Annotated in this window: 17 protein-coding genes; 5 read left to right on the top strand and 12 right to left on the bottom strand. The window is 68.3% G+C overall.

Annotated elements, in window-relative coordinates:
* Window positions 1-542: 542 nt before the first annotated feature.
* On the bottom strand, window positions 543-848 hold the full coding sequence (locus ABD858_RS32485) for an RNA-dependent RNA polymerase family protein (RefSeq protein WP_345034107.1): 306 nt from the start codon (window positions 846-848) through the stop codon (window positions 543-545).
* A 925-nt stretch (window positions 849-1,773) separates the two neighbouring features.
* Between ABD858_RS32485 and ABD858_RS32480 the strand changes: the two genes are divergently transcribed.
* Window positions 1,774-2,943, top strand: a complete 1,170-nt coding sequence (locus tag ABD858_RS32480) for an acyl-CoA dehydrogenase family protein (RefSeq protein WP_345044209.1) — start codon at window positions 1,774-1,776, stop codon at window positions 2,941-2,943.
* 97 nt (window positions 2,944-3,040) lie between these two features.
* Here the strand turns inward: ABD858_RS32480 and ABD858_RS32475 are convergent, their stop codons facing one another.
* Entirely contained in the window at window positions 3,041-3,400 is a 360-nt protein-coding gene (locus tag ABD858_RS32475; RefSeq protein ID WP_345034109.1) for a hypothetical protein, read from the bottom strand.
* Window positions 3,401-3,749: 349 nt separating this feature from the next.
* Between ABD858_RS32475 and ABD858_RS32470 the strand changes: the two genes are divergently transcribed.
* Both ABD858_RS32470 and ABD858_RS32465 read left to right on the top strand, forming a co-directional pair.
* On the top strand, window positions 3,750-4,997 hold the full coding sequence (locus ABD858_RS32470) for a metallophosphoesterase (RefSeq protein WP_345034111.1): 1,248 nt from the start codon (window positions 3,750-3,752) through the stop codon (window positions 4,995-4,997).
* 2 nt (window positions 4,998-4,999) lie between these two features.
* Complete coding sequence (locus ABD858_RS32465; RefSeq protein WP_425586133.1) at window positions 5,000-5,305, top strand: hypothetical protein; 306 nt, start codon at window positions 5,000-5,002, stop codon at window positions 5,303-5,305.
* 422 nt (window positions 5,306-5,727) lie between these two features.
* Here ABD858_RS32465 and ABD858_RS32460 read toward each other — a convergent pair whose 3' ends face one another.
* The 8 genes from ABD858_RS32460 to ABD858_RS32425 form a co-directional block, all read right to left on the bottom strand.
* The gene (locus ABD858_RS32460) at window positions 5,728-6,216 is read right to left on the bottom strand and encodes a GNAT family N-acetyltransferase (RefSeq protein WP_345034113.1); all 489 of its coding nucleotides are present in this window, start codon (window positions 6,214-6,216) and stop codon (window positions 5,728-5,730) included.
* A gap of 245 nt (window positions 6,217-6,461) precedes the next feature.
* Window positions 6,462-7,082 carry an L-threonylcarbamoyladenylate synthase gene (locus ABD858_RS32455; RefSeq protein WP_345034116.1) on the bottom strand — a complete coding sequence of 207 codons (621 nt, stop codon included), beginning with the start codon at window positions 7,080-7,082 and terminating at the stop codon, window positions 6,462-6,464.
* A gap of 227 nt (window positions 7,083-7,309) precedes the next feature.
* Window positions 7,310-7,807: a PaaI family thioesterase gene (locus ABD858_RS32450; RefSeq protein WP_345034118.1), complete on the bottom strand. Its 498-nt coding sequence runs from the start codon at window positions 7,805-7,807 to the stop codon at window positions 7,310-7,312.
* A gap of 635 nt (window positions 7,808-8,442) precedes the next feature.
* Window positions 8,443-9,237 carry a uracil-DNA glycosylase gene (locus ABD858_RS32445; RefSeq protein ID WP_345034121.1) on the bottom strand — a complete coding sequence of 265 codons (795 nt, stop codon included), beginning with the start codon at window positions 9,235-9,237 and terminating at the stop codon, window positions 8,443-8,445.
* 209 nt (window positions 9,238-9,446) lie between these two features.
* Window positions 9,447-10,334 (bottom strand): potassium channel family protein, encoded by an 888-nt coding sequence (locus tag ABD858_RS32440; RefSeq protein ID WP_345034123.1) that lies wholly within the window; start codon window positions 10,332-10,334, stop codon window positions 9,447-9,449.
* A 195-nt stretch (window positions 10,335-10,529) separates the two neighbouring features.
* Entirely contained in the window at window positions 10,530-11,447 is a 918-nt protein-coding gene (locus tag ABD858_RS32435) for a pyridoxamine 5'-phosphate oxidase family protein (protein ID WP_345034127.1), read from the bottom strand.
* A gap of 357 nt (window positions 11,448-11,804) precedes the next feature.
* Window positions 11,805-12,437 carry a CBS domain-containing protein gene (locus ABD858_RS32430; RefSeq protein WP_345034129.1) on the bottom strand — a complete coding sequence of 211 codons (633 nt, stop codon included), beginning with the start codon at window positions 12,435-12,437 and terminating at the stop codon, window positions 11,805-11,807.
* Between the two features lie 196 nt (window positions 12,438-12,633).
* Entirely contained in the window at window positions 12,634-12,843 is a 210-nt protein-coding gene (locus tag ABD858_RS32425; protein WP_345034132.1) for a hypothetical protein, read from the bottom strand.
* A 212-nt stretch (window positions 12,844-13,055) separates the two neighbouring features.
* Between ABD858_RS32425 and istA the strand changes: the two genes are divergently transcribed.
* On the top strand, window positions 13,056-14,738 hold the full coding sequence (gene istA / locus ABD858_RS32420; protein WP_425586134.1) for an IS21 family transposase: 1,683 nt from the start codon (window positions 13,056-13,058) through the stop codon (window positions 14,736-14,738).
* Between the two features lie 53 nt (window positions 14,739-14,791).
* Window positions 14,792-15,556 carry an IS21-like element helper ATPase IstB gene (gene istB / locus ABD858_RS32415; RefSeq protein WP_425586302.1) on the top strand — a complete coding sequence of 255 codons (765 nt, stop codon included), beginning with the start codon at window positions 14,792-14,794 and terminating at the stop codon, window positions 15,554-15,556.
* Window positions 15,557-16,031: 475 nt separating this feature from the next.
* Here the strand turns inward: istB and ABD858_RS32410 are convergent, their stop codons facing one another.
* On the bottom strand, window positions 16,032-17,312 hold the full coding sequence (locus tag ABD858_RS32410) for an MFS transporter (RefSeq protein WP_345034137.1): 1,281 nt from the start codon (window positions 17,310-17,312) through the stop codon (window positions 16,032-16,034).
* Between the two features lie 378 nt (window positions 17,313-17,690).
* On the bottom strand, window positions 17,691-18,365 hold the full coding sequence (locus ABD858_RS32405) for a CBS domain-containing protein (RefSeq protein WP_345034139.1): 675 nt from the start codon (window positions 18,363-18,365) through the stop codon (window positions 17,691-17,693).
* Window positions 18,366-18,395 lie beyond the last annotated feature (30 nt).

Raw genomic sequence — 18,395 nt, 5'->3', positions numbered from 1 at the left:
TTTGAACTCCCGGTCCGACTGGATGAATGATGCCAAGGGCCTGCTGGCACACATGAGATGAAGCGAGGGAGCCCAAAGGTCGGCTGTGACGCCTGACCTGGACTCCCTCCACGCTGCACTCTATGCACTTCTGGGGCCTGCTCCCGCACCTGCTGTGCACCCTGCACGGCCTGCCCGCAGCCTTCGCGCCGACCGACTCGAATCCAATGAGCGCGAGACCCCGCTCGGCGTGCTCCACGCCGAACCCCACTCGCCGCGACCCGCCCCGGGCAGACCCTGATCAGCGACCGGCAGTACCACGGCCGCAATTTCCAGCCCGCCACGAACGGGGTGAATCCGGCGGGCGAGCTCCACGAAGGAGAGGCGATCTGGCGATGCACCTCCGACTGCGAACCGTCTCACCGATCTTGTTCTGGGCGTCCCTGCCGGTCGAGGGCAGGAACCCCGGCAAGGTGAAGGACGTGTGCCCGAATGAGCCGCGCCACCTCTCGTCCTGGCAGTACACGATCTCGGCCTCGCCGGGAGGCAGCCGCAGCCCGGCCTCATCCACCCTGTCGGCGCGCCTTGAGCCACCGCTCGACACACAGAACCACCCAAACGGCGTCGGCGTGAGCCTCCACGACCTTGACGATCAGGTACCACCGGATGCCGGCGAAGAACTTCTGCATGTCGAGATCGATCACACAGCCCTTCGTCCGGCAGCGGTTCCGGCCGAGCATCCTCATCCCGCCGCCGTGCTGCTCGGGAATCTCCACCGCCCGCACCGGAGGGGAAAAGCACATCCCCGACGACATCTGGTTCCAGGCCTTCAGATCCTTCTCGAACTCGTCGATGGACTGCCCGTCCACTCCCGGCGCTCCTTTGTTCGCCTCGCCTTGCGGCCTACTACGAGCCGGTCCGCCGGCACCTCCGCATCGGTACTCGGCCCTTCACGGCTTCGGCGCCGCCTCTCGCCCACCCTGACCAGGGCGAACCACGATCCGAGCCTGGTTATGCCAGGAGTACGACCACATCGGTAAGCGCCCTACAAGATCCAGCAGGTCGAGCTGGCGGCCCAGGACCACCTGTTGAGGGCCCCGGTCCCGCCGCACGGATCTACGCGGCGACCGCATCCAGGTTGGCGGTCTCGGGCCGACCGGGGACGTGCATCACCTCGGGTGCGTTTCTCGTCGAGTGAGGTTAGCGAGGTCGCCCGTGTCCGGTGTAATGCCCGTCTCGTTGCGGTAGCTGGTTGATCAGCTGGCGTGAGAGGTGGGTCGGATGAGCTGTGCTGAGGTGCTGCGGCTGCTGCGGGAGCGGGAGGCGGCCTGCTCGCCGGCGCCGAACCTGCACGTCGCGGACACCGAGCCGTCGCTTCCCGCCGCCTTGAACTCCCGGCCGTTGCAGCGCGCGGTGGTGCATGAGGCCACGTCCGGGTCCCTGCGGCAGGCCGCCTGGGCGATCGAACGCGCCACCGGGCAGAATATCGGTACCCGGCAGCTCATGGAGATCTGCGCGCGGGCCGCCGCGGACATCGGCGCGTTCTGCACTGCCGCACGCCGAGCGGACGCCGTGCACATCGACGCCGCCGAGCTGCTGGTGCTCACCTGCGACGCGCCCGGCGTGAACATGATCCCGTCCGGGTTGAGGGACGCCACCCGCGCCACCGCCGAAGCCCACGCGGCGGCCGGCCCTCCCCAAGCGTTTCGACGTCTGCCCGTAAAGGGCGCCTTGCGGTGCCTTGGCCTGCGGATGTCTCTGAATGATGTTTCGCCCCGACAGCTGGAAGGTGCCATGAGCGCGCGTCGTCTGTTACCGAACGAGGAGTCCCTTGGCCTCATCAGGCTGGTCCGGAAGCTGGCGGCCGATGAACTCGCGCCGCGGGTGGATGCCGATGAGGCGAACGAGGCGTTCCCTCGTGACGTCTTCAGGCTCCTCGGACGCGTCGGCCTGCTCGGTTTGCCGTACTCCGAGGCGTACGGTGGCAGCAGTCTGTCCTACGAGGTGTACCTACAGGTTGTCGAAGAGATCGCGTCCGTGTGGGTTTCGGTCGGTGTAGGTGTCTCAGTGCACGTGCTGTCGTGCTTCGGCTTGGCGACGATGGGTACCGAGGAGCAGAAGCAGGAGTGGCTGCCCGCGATGCTCGGTGGCGAGCTGCTGGGTGCCTACTGCCTCTCGGAGCCGCACGCCGGCTCGGACCCGGCCGCGATGCAGACCCGGGCCCGTCTGGACGGCGATCACTACGTCCTGAACGGCGCGAAAGCCTGGACGACCCATGGCGGCCACGCGGACTACTACAAGGTCATGGCCCGCACCTCGGAAGATCGCACGGGTATCTCGTGCTTCATGATCCCGGCTGACACCGAGGGCCTCACCGCTGATGTGCCTGAACGGAAGATGGGCCTGACCGGGTCCACGACGGCGACCATGGTGCTCCGGGACGTCCGTGTCCCCGTCGAGCGGCGTATCGGTGCTGAGGGCGACGGCCTGCGTATCGCTCTCGCGAGCCTGGATTCCGGCCGTCTCGGTATCGCGGCCGTCGCGGTCGGTCTCGCCCAGGGCGCTCTTGACCACGCGATCGCCTATGCGCGCGATCGGGAGACTTTCGGATCACGCATTATCGACCACCAGGGAGTCGCGTTCCTGCTCGCTGACATGGAGGCCGCGGTGTTTTCAGCGCGTGCTGCGACCCTCCATGCCGCCCGGTTGAAGGACGCGGGACTGCCGTTCAGCCGTGAGGCGTCGGTCGCGAAGCTTGTCGCGACCGACAACGCGATGCGTGTCACCACCGATGCGGTGCAGGTGCTCGGCGGGGTCGGCTACACGCGCGAGTTCCCGGTCGAGCGGTACATGCGTGAGGCCAAGGTGACTCAGATCTTCGAAGGCACGAACCAGATTCAGCGCATGGTCATCGGGCGGTCGCTCGCCAAGTCCAACAACGGTGACCTCACTTTGGCCCCCTGAGCTTGACTCTGAAGCTGATCGGAAAATCGATGTCCGGGAGGGCAGGCGGCAGCGTCCGGTCCGCGTGCGGACCGGATGACGGTGAGAGACGAGTCGGTCAGGTCGATGCCGGTGTGAGGGCGACTTGGTGGCCGAGGGCCTGGAGCTGGCGGACGAGATCGCGGGTCTTGCGGGCGGGGTCGAGGTGGAGACGGTACCAGTCGGCACCGAGCTCCTGGCTGGAGGCGTCTGGGACGTTGATCAGGTGCCAGGAGATGACGAGTATCGAGCGGGCGACGGCGACCAGGGCTTTGGCATGGCCGCGGCGTTTGACGATGCGGCGGTAGCGCGCCGAGCAAGGTGTCCGTGCGGGCAGCGGCGTTTGCAGCCTCGCCCAGGGCGCCCTTGAGCCAGGGCTCGCCCTTCCCGGCTGGGCCCGCGCTGTTCTCGCTCCGGACTGAATCGTGCGGGGACGCAACTTGGCCCAGAACACAAGGTGTTCAGGGGTGGGGAAGCGGCGCCCTTCGGCTATGTCGCCACCACTCGACTACGGGAGTCGCAACCATGCCTCACACGACCGCCTTCGCCAGGATCCGGTGGTCCATAGGCCATCGTCGCGCCAGCGCGCGCTCCACTGGCGGCAGTACCAGCCGGGGCAGTAGCGTCCTGATCGCGGCTCATGCCAAGGGAGGTGTCTGCGGCCGCGCTTGCCATTCCCGCAGAGAACCCTTCGTCCCAAGGGGCGGCGCCCACGGACGCCGGTCCGGTCGGCCCGAGGGCGACCGGATACAGTGCGCGAGACGGCAGCCTGGTTTGTGAGGGAAAGCGTGACCGACACCAGCAACACCCGGCCCGCCGAGGGTGAAGCGCAAGCGCCGCGGCAGAGCCGACTGCACCGCCTGATGCGCTACATCCCCCTGATCGCCCCCGTCCTTCTGTGGGCCGTGCCCTGCTGGGTGCTCCTGCACAGCGGCCAGCACTGGCCGCTGCCCGTCACGCTGGTCGGCACCGCCCTGTTCGTCCTCGGCCTCGTCGGTATGCCGTTCGCGATGGTGCGCGGCCACGGCCGGCGTCAGCAGGACCGGGCGGCGATCGTCGGTGACACCCTGCTGGGCACGAGCTGGGTTCTGTTCACCTGGTCCGTTCTGATCGGGGTCCTCTTGCGGCTCGCCCTGACCGTGGCCGGCGTCGGTGAGAGTCAGGACCGGGCCCGAATCGTCACTTGGGCGGTCCTCGGCGTTACCGCCGTGCTGCTCGCCTGGGGGTACGCCGAGGCCCGCCGCGTGCCCCGCGTGCGGCGACTCGACGTGCAACTCCCACGGCTGGGTCCCGGGTTGGACGGTATACGCGTCGTCCTCATCACCGACACCCACTACGGTCCCCTCGATCGCGCCCGCTGGTCGGCACGGGTGTGCGAGACGGTGAACGCTCTGGAAGCCGACTTGGTCTGCCACACCGGAGACATCGCGGACGGCACGGCCGAACGCCGCCGTGCTCAGGCCGTCCCACTCAGTACTGTGCGGGCCACCCGGGCCCGGGTCTACGTCACCGGCAACCACGAGTACTACAGCGAGGCCCAGGGCTGGGTCGACCTGATGGACGAGCTGGGCTGGGAGCCGCTGCGCAACCGCCATCTGCTGCTCGAACGCGGTGGCGACACCCTCGTGGTGGCCGGCGTGGATGACGTCACGGCCGAGTCCTCCGGCCTCGCCGGCCACGGCGCCCACCTCGCCGGAGCCCTGCACGGCGCCGACCCCGACCACCCCGTCCTGCTCCTGGCCCACCAGCCCAAGTTCGTCGACCGGGCGGCAGCCGGCGGCGTCGACCTCCAGCTCTCCGGCCACACCCACGGCGGCCAGATCTGGCCCTTCCACCACCTGGTCCGCATCGACCAGCCCGCCCTCGCCGGCCTCAGCCGCCACGGCACCCGCACCCTCCTCTACACCAGCCGCGGCACCGGCTTCTGGGGCCCGCCCTTCCGCGTCTTCGCCCCGAGCGAGATCACCCTGCTCGTACTCCGCTCCCCGCAGCGGCCCCCACACCGTAGCGCTGGGCGGGCCGGCGGTTCCGCCTGAAGATGCTGCAGTGCGCCGGCACCCCGAAGAAGGGCTACGCATCCTGCAACGCCCTGCGCGTCACCAGCGGCACCACCGCCTTCCAGGAAGAGCAGGCAGCGAAGAAGGGCATCGCACCCCAGACCGTCCGGCCGAACGCCCCCGCGGACTCCCCCACCGGCTACGGCCCCAGCGACCTGCAGTCGGCCTACGGCCTGACCTCCGCCGCCTCCGCCAGCGGCTGCGGCAGACCATCGCCATCGTCGACGCCTACGACGACCCGAACGCCGAGTCGGACCTGGCCAACACCCACGACAGTCAGGCTCTGATGTCCCTGTCCGGAGCCTCCCGCCGATCCGCTCCACCGCGGGCCGCACCGACGCCGGTCGGCCAAGCTCCACGGGGCAAGGGCTGTGACTACTTCCACTTGCGCTGATGGCTGCACTGGCAAGGCACCACCCCTACAGCGCTGACGGTGGACTGTGGCCACATCGTCTCGCAGATCAGGGTTGTGTGAACTACGTATTTACGCGGCCGACCTCGATCGTGTGTGGAGCGAGCCGAGGTGTACGCGATTTCGATGGCCCTGGGAGTGCCGGAGGCGAGGGAGTCGCCGGGAGAGGCCGCTGCGCAGGCGATCCCCCCGCCAGGGCAGAGACGACGGCACACACGGAGCGCGCGGCGTCCAGCGGCTCCTGCATGCCAGCCACCATGCAAGCGAAGCCGGCGCCCTGCGAACCGGCACACCGCGTCATTCCGAAGGAATGCGAAACTCGAATGTGGGACGGTCCCACGGCACGGCGGGCGGGTTCGCGAGCGCGGTCCCGGTCCGCACTGCACCAACGCGGTGGTAGAAGTCCTCGGCGGGAAGATGCGACACGACCTTGACACGGTCGAGCCCGGCGGCACGGGCCTCGGACTGCATGTGCGCAACGAGCAGCCGTCCAATACCACGTCCTTGCGCTTCGTCGGCGACGAACAGCAGGTCGAGCTCCGGTGGAGCGAGGACAAGCGAGTAGAACCCGATGACCCGGCCTCCATGCTCGTCGGCGCCGACGGCCACAAAGGCGCGATGGGCTTCGATGTAATCAGGACCGACCCGGTAGCCCGCCACTGCGGCTGCGTACTTACCCTCGTAGGCGCCTGAGCCACGCACGAGCCGCGTGAGCCGTTTGGCATCCCGCGCGACGGCCCTCCGTATCGTGATCGGCTGGCTGATCGGGGAAGTGCGTGAACTCATCGGGAGAGTATTTCGCACCGGGAAGTGCCTTCCTGCGGCGGGTCGGCTGCTCGGGCAGGCATTCCTGCACCGCTCCCGGGAACCACTCGTGCGAGCGCAACCGACGCCCAATCGCCCTGGCGGCGCTTCCCCTGTCCCTGCCCCACTACGCGAGAAAGTCGGCTTCACCTCCGCCGTGAACGGCGGAGCACTGCCGACAAACCCGGTAGCGTTCCAAGACGTCGCGCCACGGTGCTCCGGCTCGGCTACTCGAACCGCGCGGTGTCGCCTGCCCCACGGCGTACGATCTCGGCCTCGCCACTGGAGAAGTCGATGACCGTGGTCGGCTCCGTGCCACAGTCGCCCGAGTCGACCACGGCGTCAACCACGTGGTCGAGGCGCTCTTTGATCTCCCACCCCTGTGTCATCGGCTCGTCCTCGTCGGGCAGGAGCAGGGTGCTGGAGAGCAGCGGCTCACCGAGGTCCGCCAGCAGGGCCTGGGCAACAATATGGTCCGGAATGCGGACTCCGACGGTTTTCTTCTTGGGGTGCAGCAGCTGGCGCGGCACCTCCTTCGTCGCCGGGAGGATGAAGGTGTAGCTGCCAGGTGTTGCCGCCTTGATCGCGCGGAACACGTCCTTGTCGACATGCACGAACTGGCCGAGCTGCGCGAAGTTCTGGCACACCAGGGTGAAATGGTGGCGATCGTCGAGGTTCCGGATCGACCGGATCCGGCTGAGGCCGTCACGGTTGCCCAGCTGGCAGCCCAGGGCGTAACAGGAGTCCGTCGGGTACGCGATGAGCGCGCCGGAACGGATGCCGGCAGCGACAGTGCTGATGGTGCGCTGCTGAGGGTTCTGGGGGTGCACGTCGTAGTACGTTGCCATCCGCCGAGCCTATGTGATCAGGTCCCGGATTACCGCCCGGCTGAACCGCGCCCGGCCGGGCTGGGTGGGCACACGGCAGCTCCGATCGCGCCCTGAGGCGGGTGCGCGCCGCCACCCGGCGGAGCAGAAGGACACGGCCGGCTGAAGCCCGGTGCTCCCGGCCGATTACCCGGTGGCGGGGTCGTAGAGCAGCCGGCCGGTGGCCCCCGGTGGCGTAAGGTGTGCCGCTACGTCGCCGCCGTACCGTGCGCTGCGGCCGCCAGACGCACGGTGTCCACCCGCACGAACACCGAATCGCCGACAGCGGTCAGCACGTCCGCGGCGTACACCTCGCAGATCACTCGGCTCTTACGGGCCACCTCGCCTTCGACGCGTGCCCTCAGGGTGAGCGGCACGCCCATCGGTGTCGGCTTCAGGTACTTCACGCCGAGCTCCCCCGTCACGCAGTCGATGCGCGGCAGGCTGCCCGGCTCACGCCCCTCGGCGCGGTAGTGGTGCGCCATGGCCGTCCAGTTGGAGTGGCAGTCGACGAGCATCGCGATCAGCCCGCCGTACACGAGTCCGGGCCAGCCGGTGAAGCCGGGATCCGGCAGGTGCGTGCACACCAGATGGACCGCGTCCGCGTCCCAGTGGCTGCTGATGCGCAGGCCGCTTGGATGCGCGCTGCCGCATCCGTAGCAGACACCGTCCGGATCGGCCAGGTTTTGCAGGGGCGTGTCTTCCACAGCAACCTCCGTCGTGAACAGCGACCTTCCTCAAGGTCAGGGCCACTTATACGGCCCCGGCCGGTGGCGTGTCTCGGTGATCCGGATCTCAGTCGGCTCCCGTCAGCGGGCCAGACCGTGCAAAACGTCACAGTGGGGCCAAGCCCGGGATGACACGGCCGGAGGTTGGTGGCACAGCGATGATTTTCGGGGGCTCGCCGGGTCTATGGGGACAGTGGCCGCTGAGGAGAGGATCGATCATGTCCATCGCAGAGACCCCGCAGAGCATCGACACCACGTCCACCCCGCCGGTGGCGGATGGCACGCGCTCGGCTGCCGCGGTCCCAGGGCTACCTGATGGGCGAGCAGGACCGCGAGAAGATCTTCGTGCACCCGGCGCGGTGGTACACCGACCACCAGGTGGATCTGCGCCTGGGAAGTGCCGTCACCAGGATCGACCGTGGCCGGAAGACGGTTGCCTTCTCCGAAGGCGAGACGATCGGTTACGACAAGCTGCTGCCGGCCACCGGCGTCTCCCCCGTCGCCTTCCCGTACCCCGCGCCGACCCGGACGGCGTGCCGGTCGACCGCGGTGCCCTCGCCGGTCCGGACGCACCGCTCGACCGGCTTCCTCTCGGTCCTGGTCGACGCCTGCGATCAGGGACCCGGGTTTCCGCGCCCGGACCGGGTCGGCAGTCCGGCAACCAGAGCACCGCGCCGCAGGACGTCCCGGAGCATGGCAGGGGTGAGGGTGCGGGTGAACATGTTGCGCCGGCTGGGATGGTATCCGCCGATCAGGTACACCTCGCGTTCGCCGCCGGCCTCGGCGACCAGCGCCTCGACACCGTGCCCGAAGACCGGTCGTGGACGGGGCAGTCGCCATCCCGCGCCGGCCAGCACGGGCAGCAGCGCCTGCCAGGCGAAGGCTCCGAGCACCACTGTGGCCCTCAGCGTCGGGCGCAGCAACTCCAACTCGTGGGCAAGCCACGGGCGGCAGGTGTCGCGTTCAGTTGTGGTGGGCCGGTTGCCGGGCGGTGCACAGTGCACCGGCACGGTGATCCGTACCCCGTACAGCTCCAACCCGTCGTTCCGGTGCGTGGCGGTCGGCTGGGAGGCCAGACCGATGTCGTACAGGGCGGCATAGAGTGCATCGCCGGACGGGTCACCGGTGAAGATGCGCCCGGTGCGGTTGCCGCCGTGCGCGGCCGGAGCAAGCCCGATGATCGCAAGTGGTGCATCCGGCGGGCCGAAGCCGGGCACCGGCCTGCCCCAGTACTCCCAGTCCTTGAATGCCCTGCGCTTGACGCGCGCGGCCTCCTCCCGCCAGGCCACCAGCCGCGGGCAGGCCCGACAGGTGGCCACCGCCGCGTCCAAGTCCTGGACCGTTCTCATCCGAGGAGCCGTGATCGCGGGGAAGTCGTGTGTTTCGGTCGCCGGGTGGTCGCCGCGCATGCCCGCCTCCATGCTCACCTGTGTCCTGGACTTCCGGTCCCGTCGCGCATTCCGCGGTGAAGCCCACCGCCGCATTGTCGAGGACGGGCCCTCAGTAGCGGGTCCAGGACGCCGACGAGGCCGAGAAGCGGCAGTCGCCGAGCAGGTCGTACGTTCAGCGGTGGGCGATCCGCACCATGCGGCGCGAGACTGCCGCCCGGGTGCGGTGGTCAGGGCCGCGTGGAGTCACGCCCGTGGTCGGCAGCGTACGCGGCGAAGACTTCCGTCGATGTTCCTCCGGTGTGGAGAAAACGCTGGTCCAGAATGGCGGCAAGGTCTTCCAGCGCACCGGCGAGCACATTGCCCGTCAGACGCACATCCGGCCGCCGGGCGGCCCGACCACGGTCGGCGAGGTCGGTGGCGTAGCCCACCATGGCCGCCAGAGACGCATGGTCCTCCCCGTCATGGAAGTAGTAGGCCTCGGCGTACTGGGTGAAGTCGATGCGGACTCGCACCACTTCAGTGGCCAGGCTCTCCAGCAGCAAGGCTCCCGCAGTGCAGTCGAGCTGTTGCGTTGCCGGGTCCGAGCGGCGCAGCAGCGCCAGCCGGAGGGCGAGGACCCTCCTGCGGGTCAGCGCCGGATAGATTTCGAGAACCCAGGAGACCGTGGCCGTCAGAAGTACGAAGCCGACGAGGGCTTCCAGCGGCGCGGCGACACGGAGCCACCCAGCGGTGGGCACGATGTCCCCGAGCCCAAGGGTGGCGACCGTGGTGAGCGACATGTACAGGGAGTCGAGCAACCCTGACTGAGGGGACGGTTGCGAGGCCGCTGCAAAGGCGAAATCCTCCGGCATGTGGGGCCAGTAGACGATGGCCCAGCCCAGGATGATGATCGTCGCCCACATGCCGACCACCGTCACCATGGCGAGCGGTCCGACGAGCCCGACGAGCCCGACGACACGCCTGCGGGCACGCAGCTGCTGGGACAGTCTCCACAGCACAGTCATGACGAGTCGGCTCAGGCCACCGTGCCGGGTGGGATGCCAGAGAGTATGGAAGAGGTCCCGCAGGGCGGCCATGACCAGCCCGACCCCCAGCAGCGAGACCAACCACTTCATGCACGTCTCCCACGGCCCATGTTCGCGGAGCGGCCTTCGCGGCCCCAGGCCATGAAGGCCGCCACTTCTGCTCCTCGAGACGACCCTCCTCCCGGAGCCCGTAGCCGGTGTGCGGCGCGGTGTCGGGGTCGGCGTGCGGCTGTCACGGGATCGTGGTCATGGTGTGCGCGCCGACGAGCAGTAGTCCGCGGCCGCTCATTGATCGGCCGGAACGATGCGGCGACCCGTGATGCCGGTGGGCTGGATCGACACCCACGTCTCGCGTTCGCCCCCCGCCCATGGCTCGGTGTGGGCGCGGTCGGTCATCCGCCGCGCGGCGTCGGGCTCCGTGACAACCCTCGCAGGACCGACGACGAGGACACTCCAGCCCTGGCTCATGGCCTCGTCGACATGGTCGACCTCGAATGCGACATGTGTTCCTGCGGCCGCCGCGAGCACCGAGTCAGGCGCGGTCCGGAAGGCAATTGCATCTTCGATGACCTCGTAGTTCACCGGGATGACCACCGGGCCATCGGGGGTCGATACCGCGATGCGCCCTACGCCGTGCGTGGAAAGCAGGTCGCGGCATTCGTCGGGGCCGAGGTCCCGTAGTCGGGGGTGCAGGAGCGCCTGACCTTGGCCGGGCGGCTGATCGATGCCGGCCCCGCGCAGGGCCGCGACGCTGGTGCCCAGCGCGGCGGCCAACCTGATCAGGCTCTCCAGGCTCGGGTCGGCCGGCCGTTCTTCGAGGTACGCCAGGTAGTCCGGCGCCATTCCGGCGCGACGGGCTGTTTCTGCCCGGGTCAGTCCTTGTCGCTCGCGTTCAGCGGCCACGCGCCGGCCGATGTCGCCGACGCCGGGTGCCCCACCGGAGGGGGGCCTGGAGGACGCGGTGACGGCCTCATCCCTGCTCGGCCGGGAAGGCTCGTGGAGCCTCCCGGGGCCGTGCTCGACGTGATGGATGTGCGCATCCGGCCCGGGAAAGACGAGTGTCACCTCGTTCGTATCGGACCAGCGCACGTCGTAGGGAGGTGTTCCGTCCTCATGGTGGAGTCCGACGATCTCGCCGTCGCGCCTGGTGGCGCCGGTGGCCGGGCTTTCGACAACAAGTCGATCGCCGAGGTGAGCTCGCATGATCGCCGCCGTTTCCTCAGAACGTTGCTGTATCCAACGTGCCACGCGTGGCGTGCCGGCGCACGGGATGGCGATCCCTCGAGCCACCGCACGGAGCCGATGACATCGGCACACCGGACCGACGCTTCCGCGCTCCGTCTCAGCGCCGGTCTCGATGCTCCGCCGCTCCCGCGCGCAGAGCTGTGCGAGACCCACACCGGGTGTCGTGTTCTTCATCGGCGACCGCGCCTACAAGCTCAAGAAGGCTGTCGCCCTGGGATTCCTGGACCACAACGACTGTGGCGGCTCGGCGGGCGGCCCGCGAGCGGAAAGTCGCCCTCAACCATCGCTTCGCCCCCGACGCCCGTGGCGGTGATATCAGACCGGGTGTTCGCCGCCCTCGGCGGACGATGGCGCGGTGTCGTCCGCCTCGACGGCGAGCCGGACAGCCACGTCCACCACTCCGTCGACGCTCTCGCACAGCCGCTGGATGATCGGGAGGAGGCTCCTGCGCTCCACGCTGCCGCTGATCGTTACCCTGCCGTCGGTGACGTCGACCATCAGAGCGGAGGGCGACAGCCCGAGTGTGCGGGTGAGGACGTCCTCGAGGATCTCCTCCTGGATCGCCCGGTCCCTCCGCAGGAGCAGTTGAAGGATGTCACTGCGGCTGATCACACCGATCAGCCGGCCCGAGTCGTCCACCACGGGCAGTCGCTTGATCCTGTGCTCCTCCATCAACCGGGCCGCCCTGACTGCGCTCCATCCGGGCCGCGCGACGACGGCCGGGCTGGACATCAGCCCTTCCGCCGTGTTCGCACTGCCCTGTGAGATCTTTCCTCGGATCAGATCCGCCTCGGACACCACACCGACCGGTCGGCCCTCGTCATCGATCACAGGTACGGCCGTAATGCCGTACTCGTCGAGTAGCCGCGCGATCTCCTTGAACGCGGTGCCCCGCTGGACGCTCACCGCCGTGGGCGTCATCAGGTCGGCGACGCTGCGGTGTCTCATCGCACGCCAGCCCCTTCCGGGTGTGTCCGGTCGAGCCGTCTCCTCAGCACCAACGTGGATCAGACGGCCTGCCCACGCACAGGGCCGAGCGGTCCCGTCGTGGGGCCGAACGGGACACACGGTCCAGGCACAGGACGCTTCGGCTCGTCCCCTACCTCCCTCGCGCGCCCAGCCCCGGTGACCCCCGGCCTGCGCATCACAAAGGAGTTCGGCCCGAGGGACTGCGCAGAGCCTCCACCTCATGGCCGGCAGGCACGGCCCGATCGTCCTCGGAACCCGCGGACGCGGAGGGTTCGCCGCACTGCTGCTCGGCTCGGTGGGACTGGACCTCCTTGAACGGCGTTTCGCAGCCCACCGCGATCACCGCGTGCGTCATCACATCACCGACGGTTCGGAGCTGTTTCATGGGCGCTCCTCGATCGGGTCCTTCAGGTTGTTTCTATCGGGGTCTTTGAGAGCAGGTAGGGCAGGTTGTTCGGGAGCCGGGGGTACATCGGCGAGTTTGGGAGCCACCTGGGGGTTGAGCGGATGACATGCCGCTGATGGAGTAATCAAAGGCATGGGCTGTTTGGCCCTTCACGCTTTGCCTGTTGATCACGGTCGTGTCAGGAGATCCGTGTGTACAGGTCGCGTGAGTGGATCTTTGAGCGGATCCGCCGGGACAAGCGTGTGGACCCGTCGGTGTCGGGGCGGATGCTGGCCCAGCGGTACAGGGTGTCGCGGAACACGGTGGCGAAGGCGTTGACCCAGCCGGTGCCGCCGAAGCGGAAGAAGCCGCCGCCCCGGGCGAGTGTGCTGGAGCCGGTGAAGGGCTTCATCGACGCGATGCTGCGGGAGGACCTGGCGGCGCCGCGCAAGCAGAAGCACACGATCAGCCGGGTGATGGAGCGGCTGGCGGCTGAGCACGACTTCGAGCTCGCCTCCTACACGACGGTGCGTGACTACATGGCCAGACGGCGTCCGGAGCTGGTCTTGGAGGCCAGGGAGGGGCGCCGGCATCTGGAGGGTGTTGTTCCGCAGACGAAGCAGCCGGGCGAGGAGGCCGAGGTCGACTTTGCGGACGTCTGGCTGGACCTGGCCGGGCAGCGGCGCAAGTGCGTGCTGTTCACGCTGCGGATGTCGTATTCGGGCAAGGCGGTGCACCGCGTCTATGCGACGGCATCGCAGGAGGCTTTCCTGGAAGGGCACGTCGAGGCGTTCGAGGCGCTGGGCGGCTGCCCGACGGTCCACATTCGCTATGACAATCTCAAGCCAGCGGTCAAGCAGGTGCTGTTTGGCCGTTCGCGCACGGAGACGGCCCGGTGGGCGGCGTTCAGGTCGTGGTACTCGTTCTCGGCGTTCTACTGCACCCCTGGTGAGGAAGGCGCCCACGAGAAGGGCGGGGTCGAGCACGAGGGCGGGCGGTTCCGCCGCAAGCACCTGGTCCCGCCGCCCGAGGTCGAGACGCTGGCCGAGCTGAACGAGCGTCTGGCCGCGATCGATCTGGCCGAGGATGCCCGGCACGTCCATGGCCGTCCGACCTCGATCGGGTTCGACTTCGAAGCCGAGCGCGAGCTGCTGCGGCCCCTGCCTGCGGACGGATACGACTGCGGGATCGACCTGACACCGGTGGTCCAGCGCAACGGTCGCATCACGGTCCGTCAGAGCTACTACTCGGTGCCGGCGAAGTTTATCGGCGCCAAGGTCCGGGTGAAACTGCGGGCCAACGAGCTTCTGGTCTTCGACGGCCGCAAGATCGTCGCTCGGCACCCGCGGCTGACGCGCCGATACACCGCCCACGACATCCTCGACCACTACCTGGAAATCCTGCTGGTGCGCCCCGGCGCGTTCGCCGGGGCTTCGGCCCTCGCACAAGCCAGGGCCGAAGGCACCTTCACCAAGACCCACGAAGCGTTCTGGGCCGCGGCCAAGGCCAAGTGCGGTGACAGGGACGGCACCCGGCTGCTGATCGAAGTGCTGCTACTGCACCGTCAGCTGCCCGCCGAAGCCGTCGTCGCAGGGATGGCCACGGTCGTCAAGGTCGGCTCGGTCAATCCCGACCTGGTGGCCATCGAGGCCCGCAAGGCGATCGAGGACAGCGACCTCGACGAGGCCGACGGCACCGAGGCCGATGCCTGTGACGACCAGGACGGCGACGCGGAGGCCGGCGGCACGGCGGACGAGGGCGCGAAGGTGATCTCCCTGCACGCCCGGCGCCTGCCGCCCGATCCACGCACCCAGCTGCCGGACATGTCCAAGTACGACCGGCTGCTTGCGCCGCCGGCACCGCCGAGGAAACAGCAGAAAGGCACGAGCGCATGAGCCCCACCAAGACGGCCGAGGCCCCTGCGGCCGAGCAGGTCCCGCCCACCAGGATGCCGCTGCCCGGCGATCCCGAGGACGCGGCGATCGACGAAGCTTGCCGGGACCTGCGGCTTCCCGCGTTCCGTGAACGGTTCGTGGAGCTGGCCGCCGACGCCCGGCGCAAGCAGTCGACCTACAAGCAGTTCCTCCTGGACCTGCTGCGGACCGAGGTCGCCGACCGCGACGTCCGCCGTCAGCAAAGGCTCGTCCGCGCGGCGAAATTCCCCCGGCCCAAGCGGCTGGAGGACTTCGACTTCGACAAGAACCCCAACGTCTCCCCGGAAGTCGTCGCCGATCTGAAGTCCACGTCCTGGGTCCGTGAGGGCCGTCCGCTGGTGCTGATCGGTGACTCCGGAACTGGCAAGTCCCACCTACTGATCGGCGTCGGTACCGCGATCGCGGAGGCCGGACTGTCCGTCCGCTACATCACCACCCAGGCCCTGGTGAACGAGCTCGCCGAAGCCGAGGCGGCCAGACGGCTGTCCTCGCTCATGGCCCGCTACACCAAGGTCGACCTGCTCTGCCTGGACGAGTTCGGCTACGCGAACCTGGACAAGAAGGGCGCCAAGCTGCTGTTCCAGATCTTCACCGAACGCGAGGAACGCAAGGCCACCGCGGTCGCCACGAACTCCCCGTTCGCCGAGTGGGACAAGACCTTCGGCGACCGCCGGCTCTGCGCGGCCATCGCCGACCGCATCACGTTCCGCTGCAGCCTGATCCAGACCGGCACCGAGTCCTACCGGCTCCAGGCCACCTGCGACGAACGCTCGATCTGACATCGTGCCGCCCCGGCCGCACACTCGCCGGAAAACGGAGCCGGGCCCTTTCGCACCGTGCCTGTCAGGGACACGGACCGACAGGGCCCGGTGACACACAAGCTATCGCCATCCACCGCCGAATCACGGCGGACACTCCACGCCCCCGAGCGTGACGTCACCCATTAGAGGTGGCTACCGATGCCATGGCTCCCGATCCCGCCGATGCGGTGGCCTGCTCGACTGCCACCACGGCGCAACAATCCGCACCATCCTGGCCCTTCCAGGCCGCCAAGCATTCGAGACCGCGGGAGCCTACCGGGGTGCAGACGAATTCTGGGTCTTCCCTGACTGATCGCGCACCGCTCCACCGGGCCGTGCCCGGCAACGATCGGGCCGCACGACTGCCTCCAGGCACAGCCCCACCGGACTGCGGTCCCAAGCATCACTTCTCCCACTCCCGACAAAGTCGCGTCACTGCAGTCCGGCAAAACCACTACGTGGATGGACTATCCGTGGCCGGGGACGGAACCGCTTCCATCGTGGGCGCTGGAACATGCCCGGTGGAGATGCGTGCTTTTCGCCATGGCAGGAGCAGCGCGCTCGCCATGCACAGCAGGCCGGCGATGAGCAGGGCGCCGCGGACCCCGGCTGCGGCGCCGATGAGGCCACCAATGATCATGAAGGCTGCCTGGCATGTCTTCGAGCCGACAGACCAGGAGGTGCTGACGCGGGACATGAAGGCGTCCGGTGTGGCCGCCATCCGATACGTGGTGAAAGACGGATTGAAAACCCCGGCGGAGAGAAGCAGGCCGAAGTCGGCTGCCACGATGACGAACACGCCGAGGGCACCGGACGGCGTCAGAGGCATGAGGATCGTCCAGAGCGTGCGCGCAACACCGGACAGCAGCAGAATGCGACGCTGTCCGAAGTGCCGGGTGAGCAGCGGGGCCAGACGTGAGCCCAGCACGCCGCCCAGGCACGGCAGCCCCAGAGCAAGTCCGTATTGCCACGGTGCCAGTTCGAGGTCTTCCAGCATGAGGACGGCCATCAGCGGTGAGGCCATCATGATGGATCCGCCGAAGAGCAGGGCGTTGAAGAACAGCGGCCGCAGTCCTGGGTGGCGCAGGAGGTATTGCCAGCCGGCCGCGATGTCGCGGCCCAGGTGAGCGGTGGCGGCGCGGGCCGGTGGCACTGGTTCTGGCTGCCGGATGCGACGGATCCCCAGGGCTGATCCGAGGAAGGACAGTGCGTCGACCACCAGGGTGGCGGCCGCGCCCAGTGCTCCGATCAGGAGCCCGCCGATGGGCGGGCCGGCGCTGACGCTGATCCAGTTGGTTGTCTCGAAGTGGCTGTTGGCACGAAGGCGGTGCTCGGGCAGGACAAGTGCCTTCAGGTGTGCCCCGCTCGCCGCGTCGAAGGCGACAGACGCCGCCGTCTGAAGAACGCCGACGACACACAACTGGGCGAAGGTGAGCTTGTCGAAAGCCATGGCGACCGGAATGCTCGCCAGCAGCACACAGCGTGCCAGGTCGGCGGTGATCATAACCGGCCGCTTGTACTGATGCTCGATACGCGCACCGAGCGGTAGAGCGATCACCGCACTGGCCACCGCGGACAACGCAGCGAGCACAGAAACCTGGAACGCCGAGGAACCCAGCACCAGAAGGGCGATCAGCGGCAACACCCCCATGCCGACGGCGCTGCCCGCTGCGCTGACCGCGTAGGCGCCCCACAGCCGCCGGAAGTCCTGCCCGAGCGTGCTCCGCCGTACCAACCGAACCTCCTGAGGTGCGAAAGCGCTCAGCGTAGTGAATCGGATCACCCTCCACCCCGTAATCAGGCCGCCACCGGACGCACTTCAAAGCTGAGATCAGAAACAGGTACTGGCATCACCCGATAGGGGTGGCTCCCGATCTCATTGACGATCATGAACCTGTGACGGATCCATCCTCGTCACGGACGGAGCAAAGTGGCTCCCAATCCCACCGATGCAGTGGCTCCCGTTCACCCCGCCAAAATCATTCAGGTAGTCCGAGTGCGCGCGACGAGGGCGCGGACAGAGTCGACCGGGACCGAGCGAGGACTGTTCGGCCCCGGCTTCGTCCCACGGCAGGTGTGCTTGCGGAGCGGCCGGCGGCTGTGCACCGAGCAATCAGGATCCGTGAGAAGCGGGCGGGTCCTTTTCACCTTCGTGCGCGATCGCCTGGTGGACGGCGACCACACCGTCGACGGAGCGGCACAGACGCTCGATGATCGGGATCAGATCGCTCGTCACCACCCTGCCGGAGAGTGTCACCACACCGTCACGTACGGCTACCTCCACAGTGCCCGGCGCGAGCCCCAGCGTTTCGCCCAGCACCTCGTGATGGATCTCGTCGCTGATGGCGTCGTCACGGCGGAGGAAGGGCCGCAACAGGTCCCGGCGGCTGACGATGCCGACGAGCCTTCCGGCCTCGTCGATCACAGGAAGCCGCTTCACCTTGTTGCGATCCATCGCCCTGGCCGTTTCGACGATGTTCCATTCGGGTCTGGCGATGATTGCCGGAGCGGACATCATGGCCTTGGCGGTCTCGGCAGCGGCGCGAGCCACGTCACGCGGATCGAGCCGCGGACCGGGTGAACGCCCTTCGGGATCCGGGAGACTGGCCGCCTTGCGGAGGAGATCCGCCTCGGAGACAACACCAAGGGGACGGCCTTGGTCATCGACGACGGGAACTGCCGTGACCTCGTTGTCGACGAACATCTGAGCGATTTCTTTGAAGGAGGAGTCGGGGCGCGCCGTCACGACTCTCCGCGTCATGACTTCTGAAATGGTGCGATGCTGCATGTCCCTCACTCCTTCAGCTGCCGCATGTCG

The organism is Streptomyces sannanensis, from assembly GCF_039536205.1.
Lineage (GTDB): Bacteria > Actinomycetota > Actinomycetes > Streptomycetales > Streptomycetaceae > Streptomyces > Streptomyces sannanensis.
The sequence above is the reverse complement of the archived record's forward strand: the minus strand, read 5'-3'. Positions and strand labels throughout refer to the sequence as shown.

Coding starts and splice junctions, on each gene's coding strand:
- ABD858_RS32435 (WP_345034127.1), bottom strand. CDS start 11,447: ATGCGAGCTCACCTCGGCGATCGACTTGTTGTCGAAAGCCCGGCCACC.
- ABD858_RS32460 (WP_345034113.1), bottom strand. CDS start 6,216: ATGAGTTCACGCACTTCCCCGATCAGCCAGCCGATCACGATACGGAGG.
- ABD858_RS32430 (WP_345034129.1), bottom strand. CDS start 12,437: ATGAGACACCGCAGCGTCGCCGACCTGATGACGCCCACGGCGGTGAGC.
- ABD858_RS32405 (WP_345034139.1), bottom strand. CDS start 18,365: ATGCAGCATCGCACCATTTCAGAAGTCATGACGCGGAGAGTCGTGACG.
- ABD858_RS32440 (WP_345034123.1), bottom strand. CDS start 10,334: ATGAAGTGGTTGGTCTCGCTGCTGGGGGTCGGGCTGGTCATGGCCGCC.
- ABD858_RS32480 (WP_345044209.1), top strand. CDS start 1,774: ATGAGCGCGCGTCGTCTGTTACCGAACGAGGAGTCCCTTGGCCTCATC.
- ABD858_RS32455 (WP_345034116.1), bottom strand. CDS start 7,082: ATGGCAACGTACTACGACGTGCACCCCCAGAACCCTCAGCAGCGCACC.
- istB (WP_425586302.1), top strand. CDS start 14,792: ATGCCGCTGCCCGGCGATCCCGAGGACGCGGCGATCGACGAAGCTTGC.
- ABD858_RS32425 (WP_345034132.1), bottom strand. CDS start 12,843: ATGAAACAGCTCCGAACCGTCGGTGATGTGATGACGCACGCGGTGATC.
- ABD858_RS32465 (WP_425586133.1), top strand. CDS start 5,000: ATGCTGCAGTGCGCCGGCACCCCGAAGAAGGGCTACGCATCCTGCAAC.
- ABD858_RS32445 (WP_345034121.1), bottom strand. CDS start 9,237: ATGCGCGGCGACCACCCGGCGACCGAAACACACGACTTCCCCGCGATC.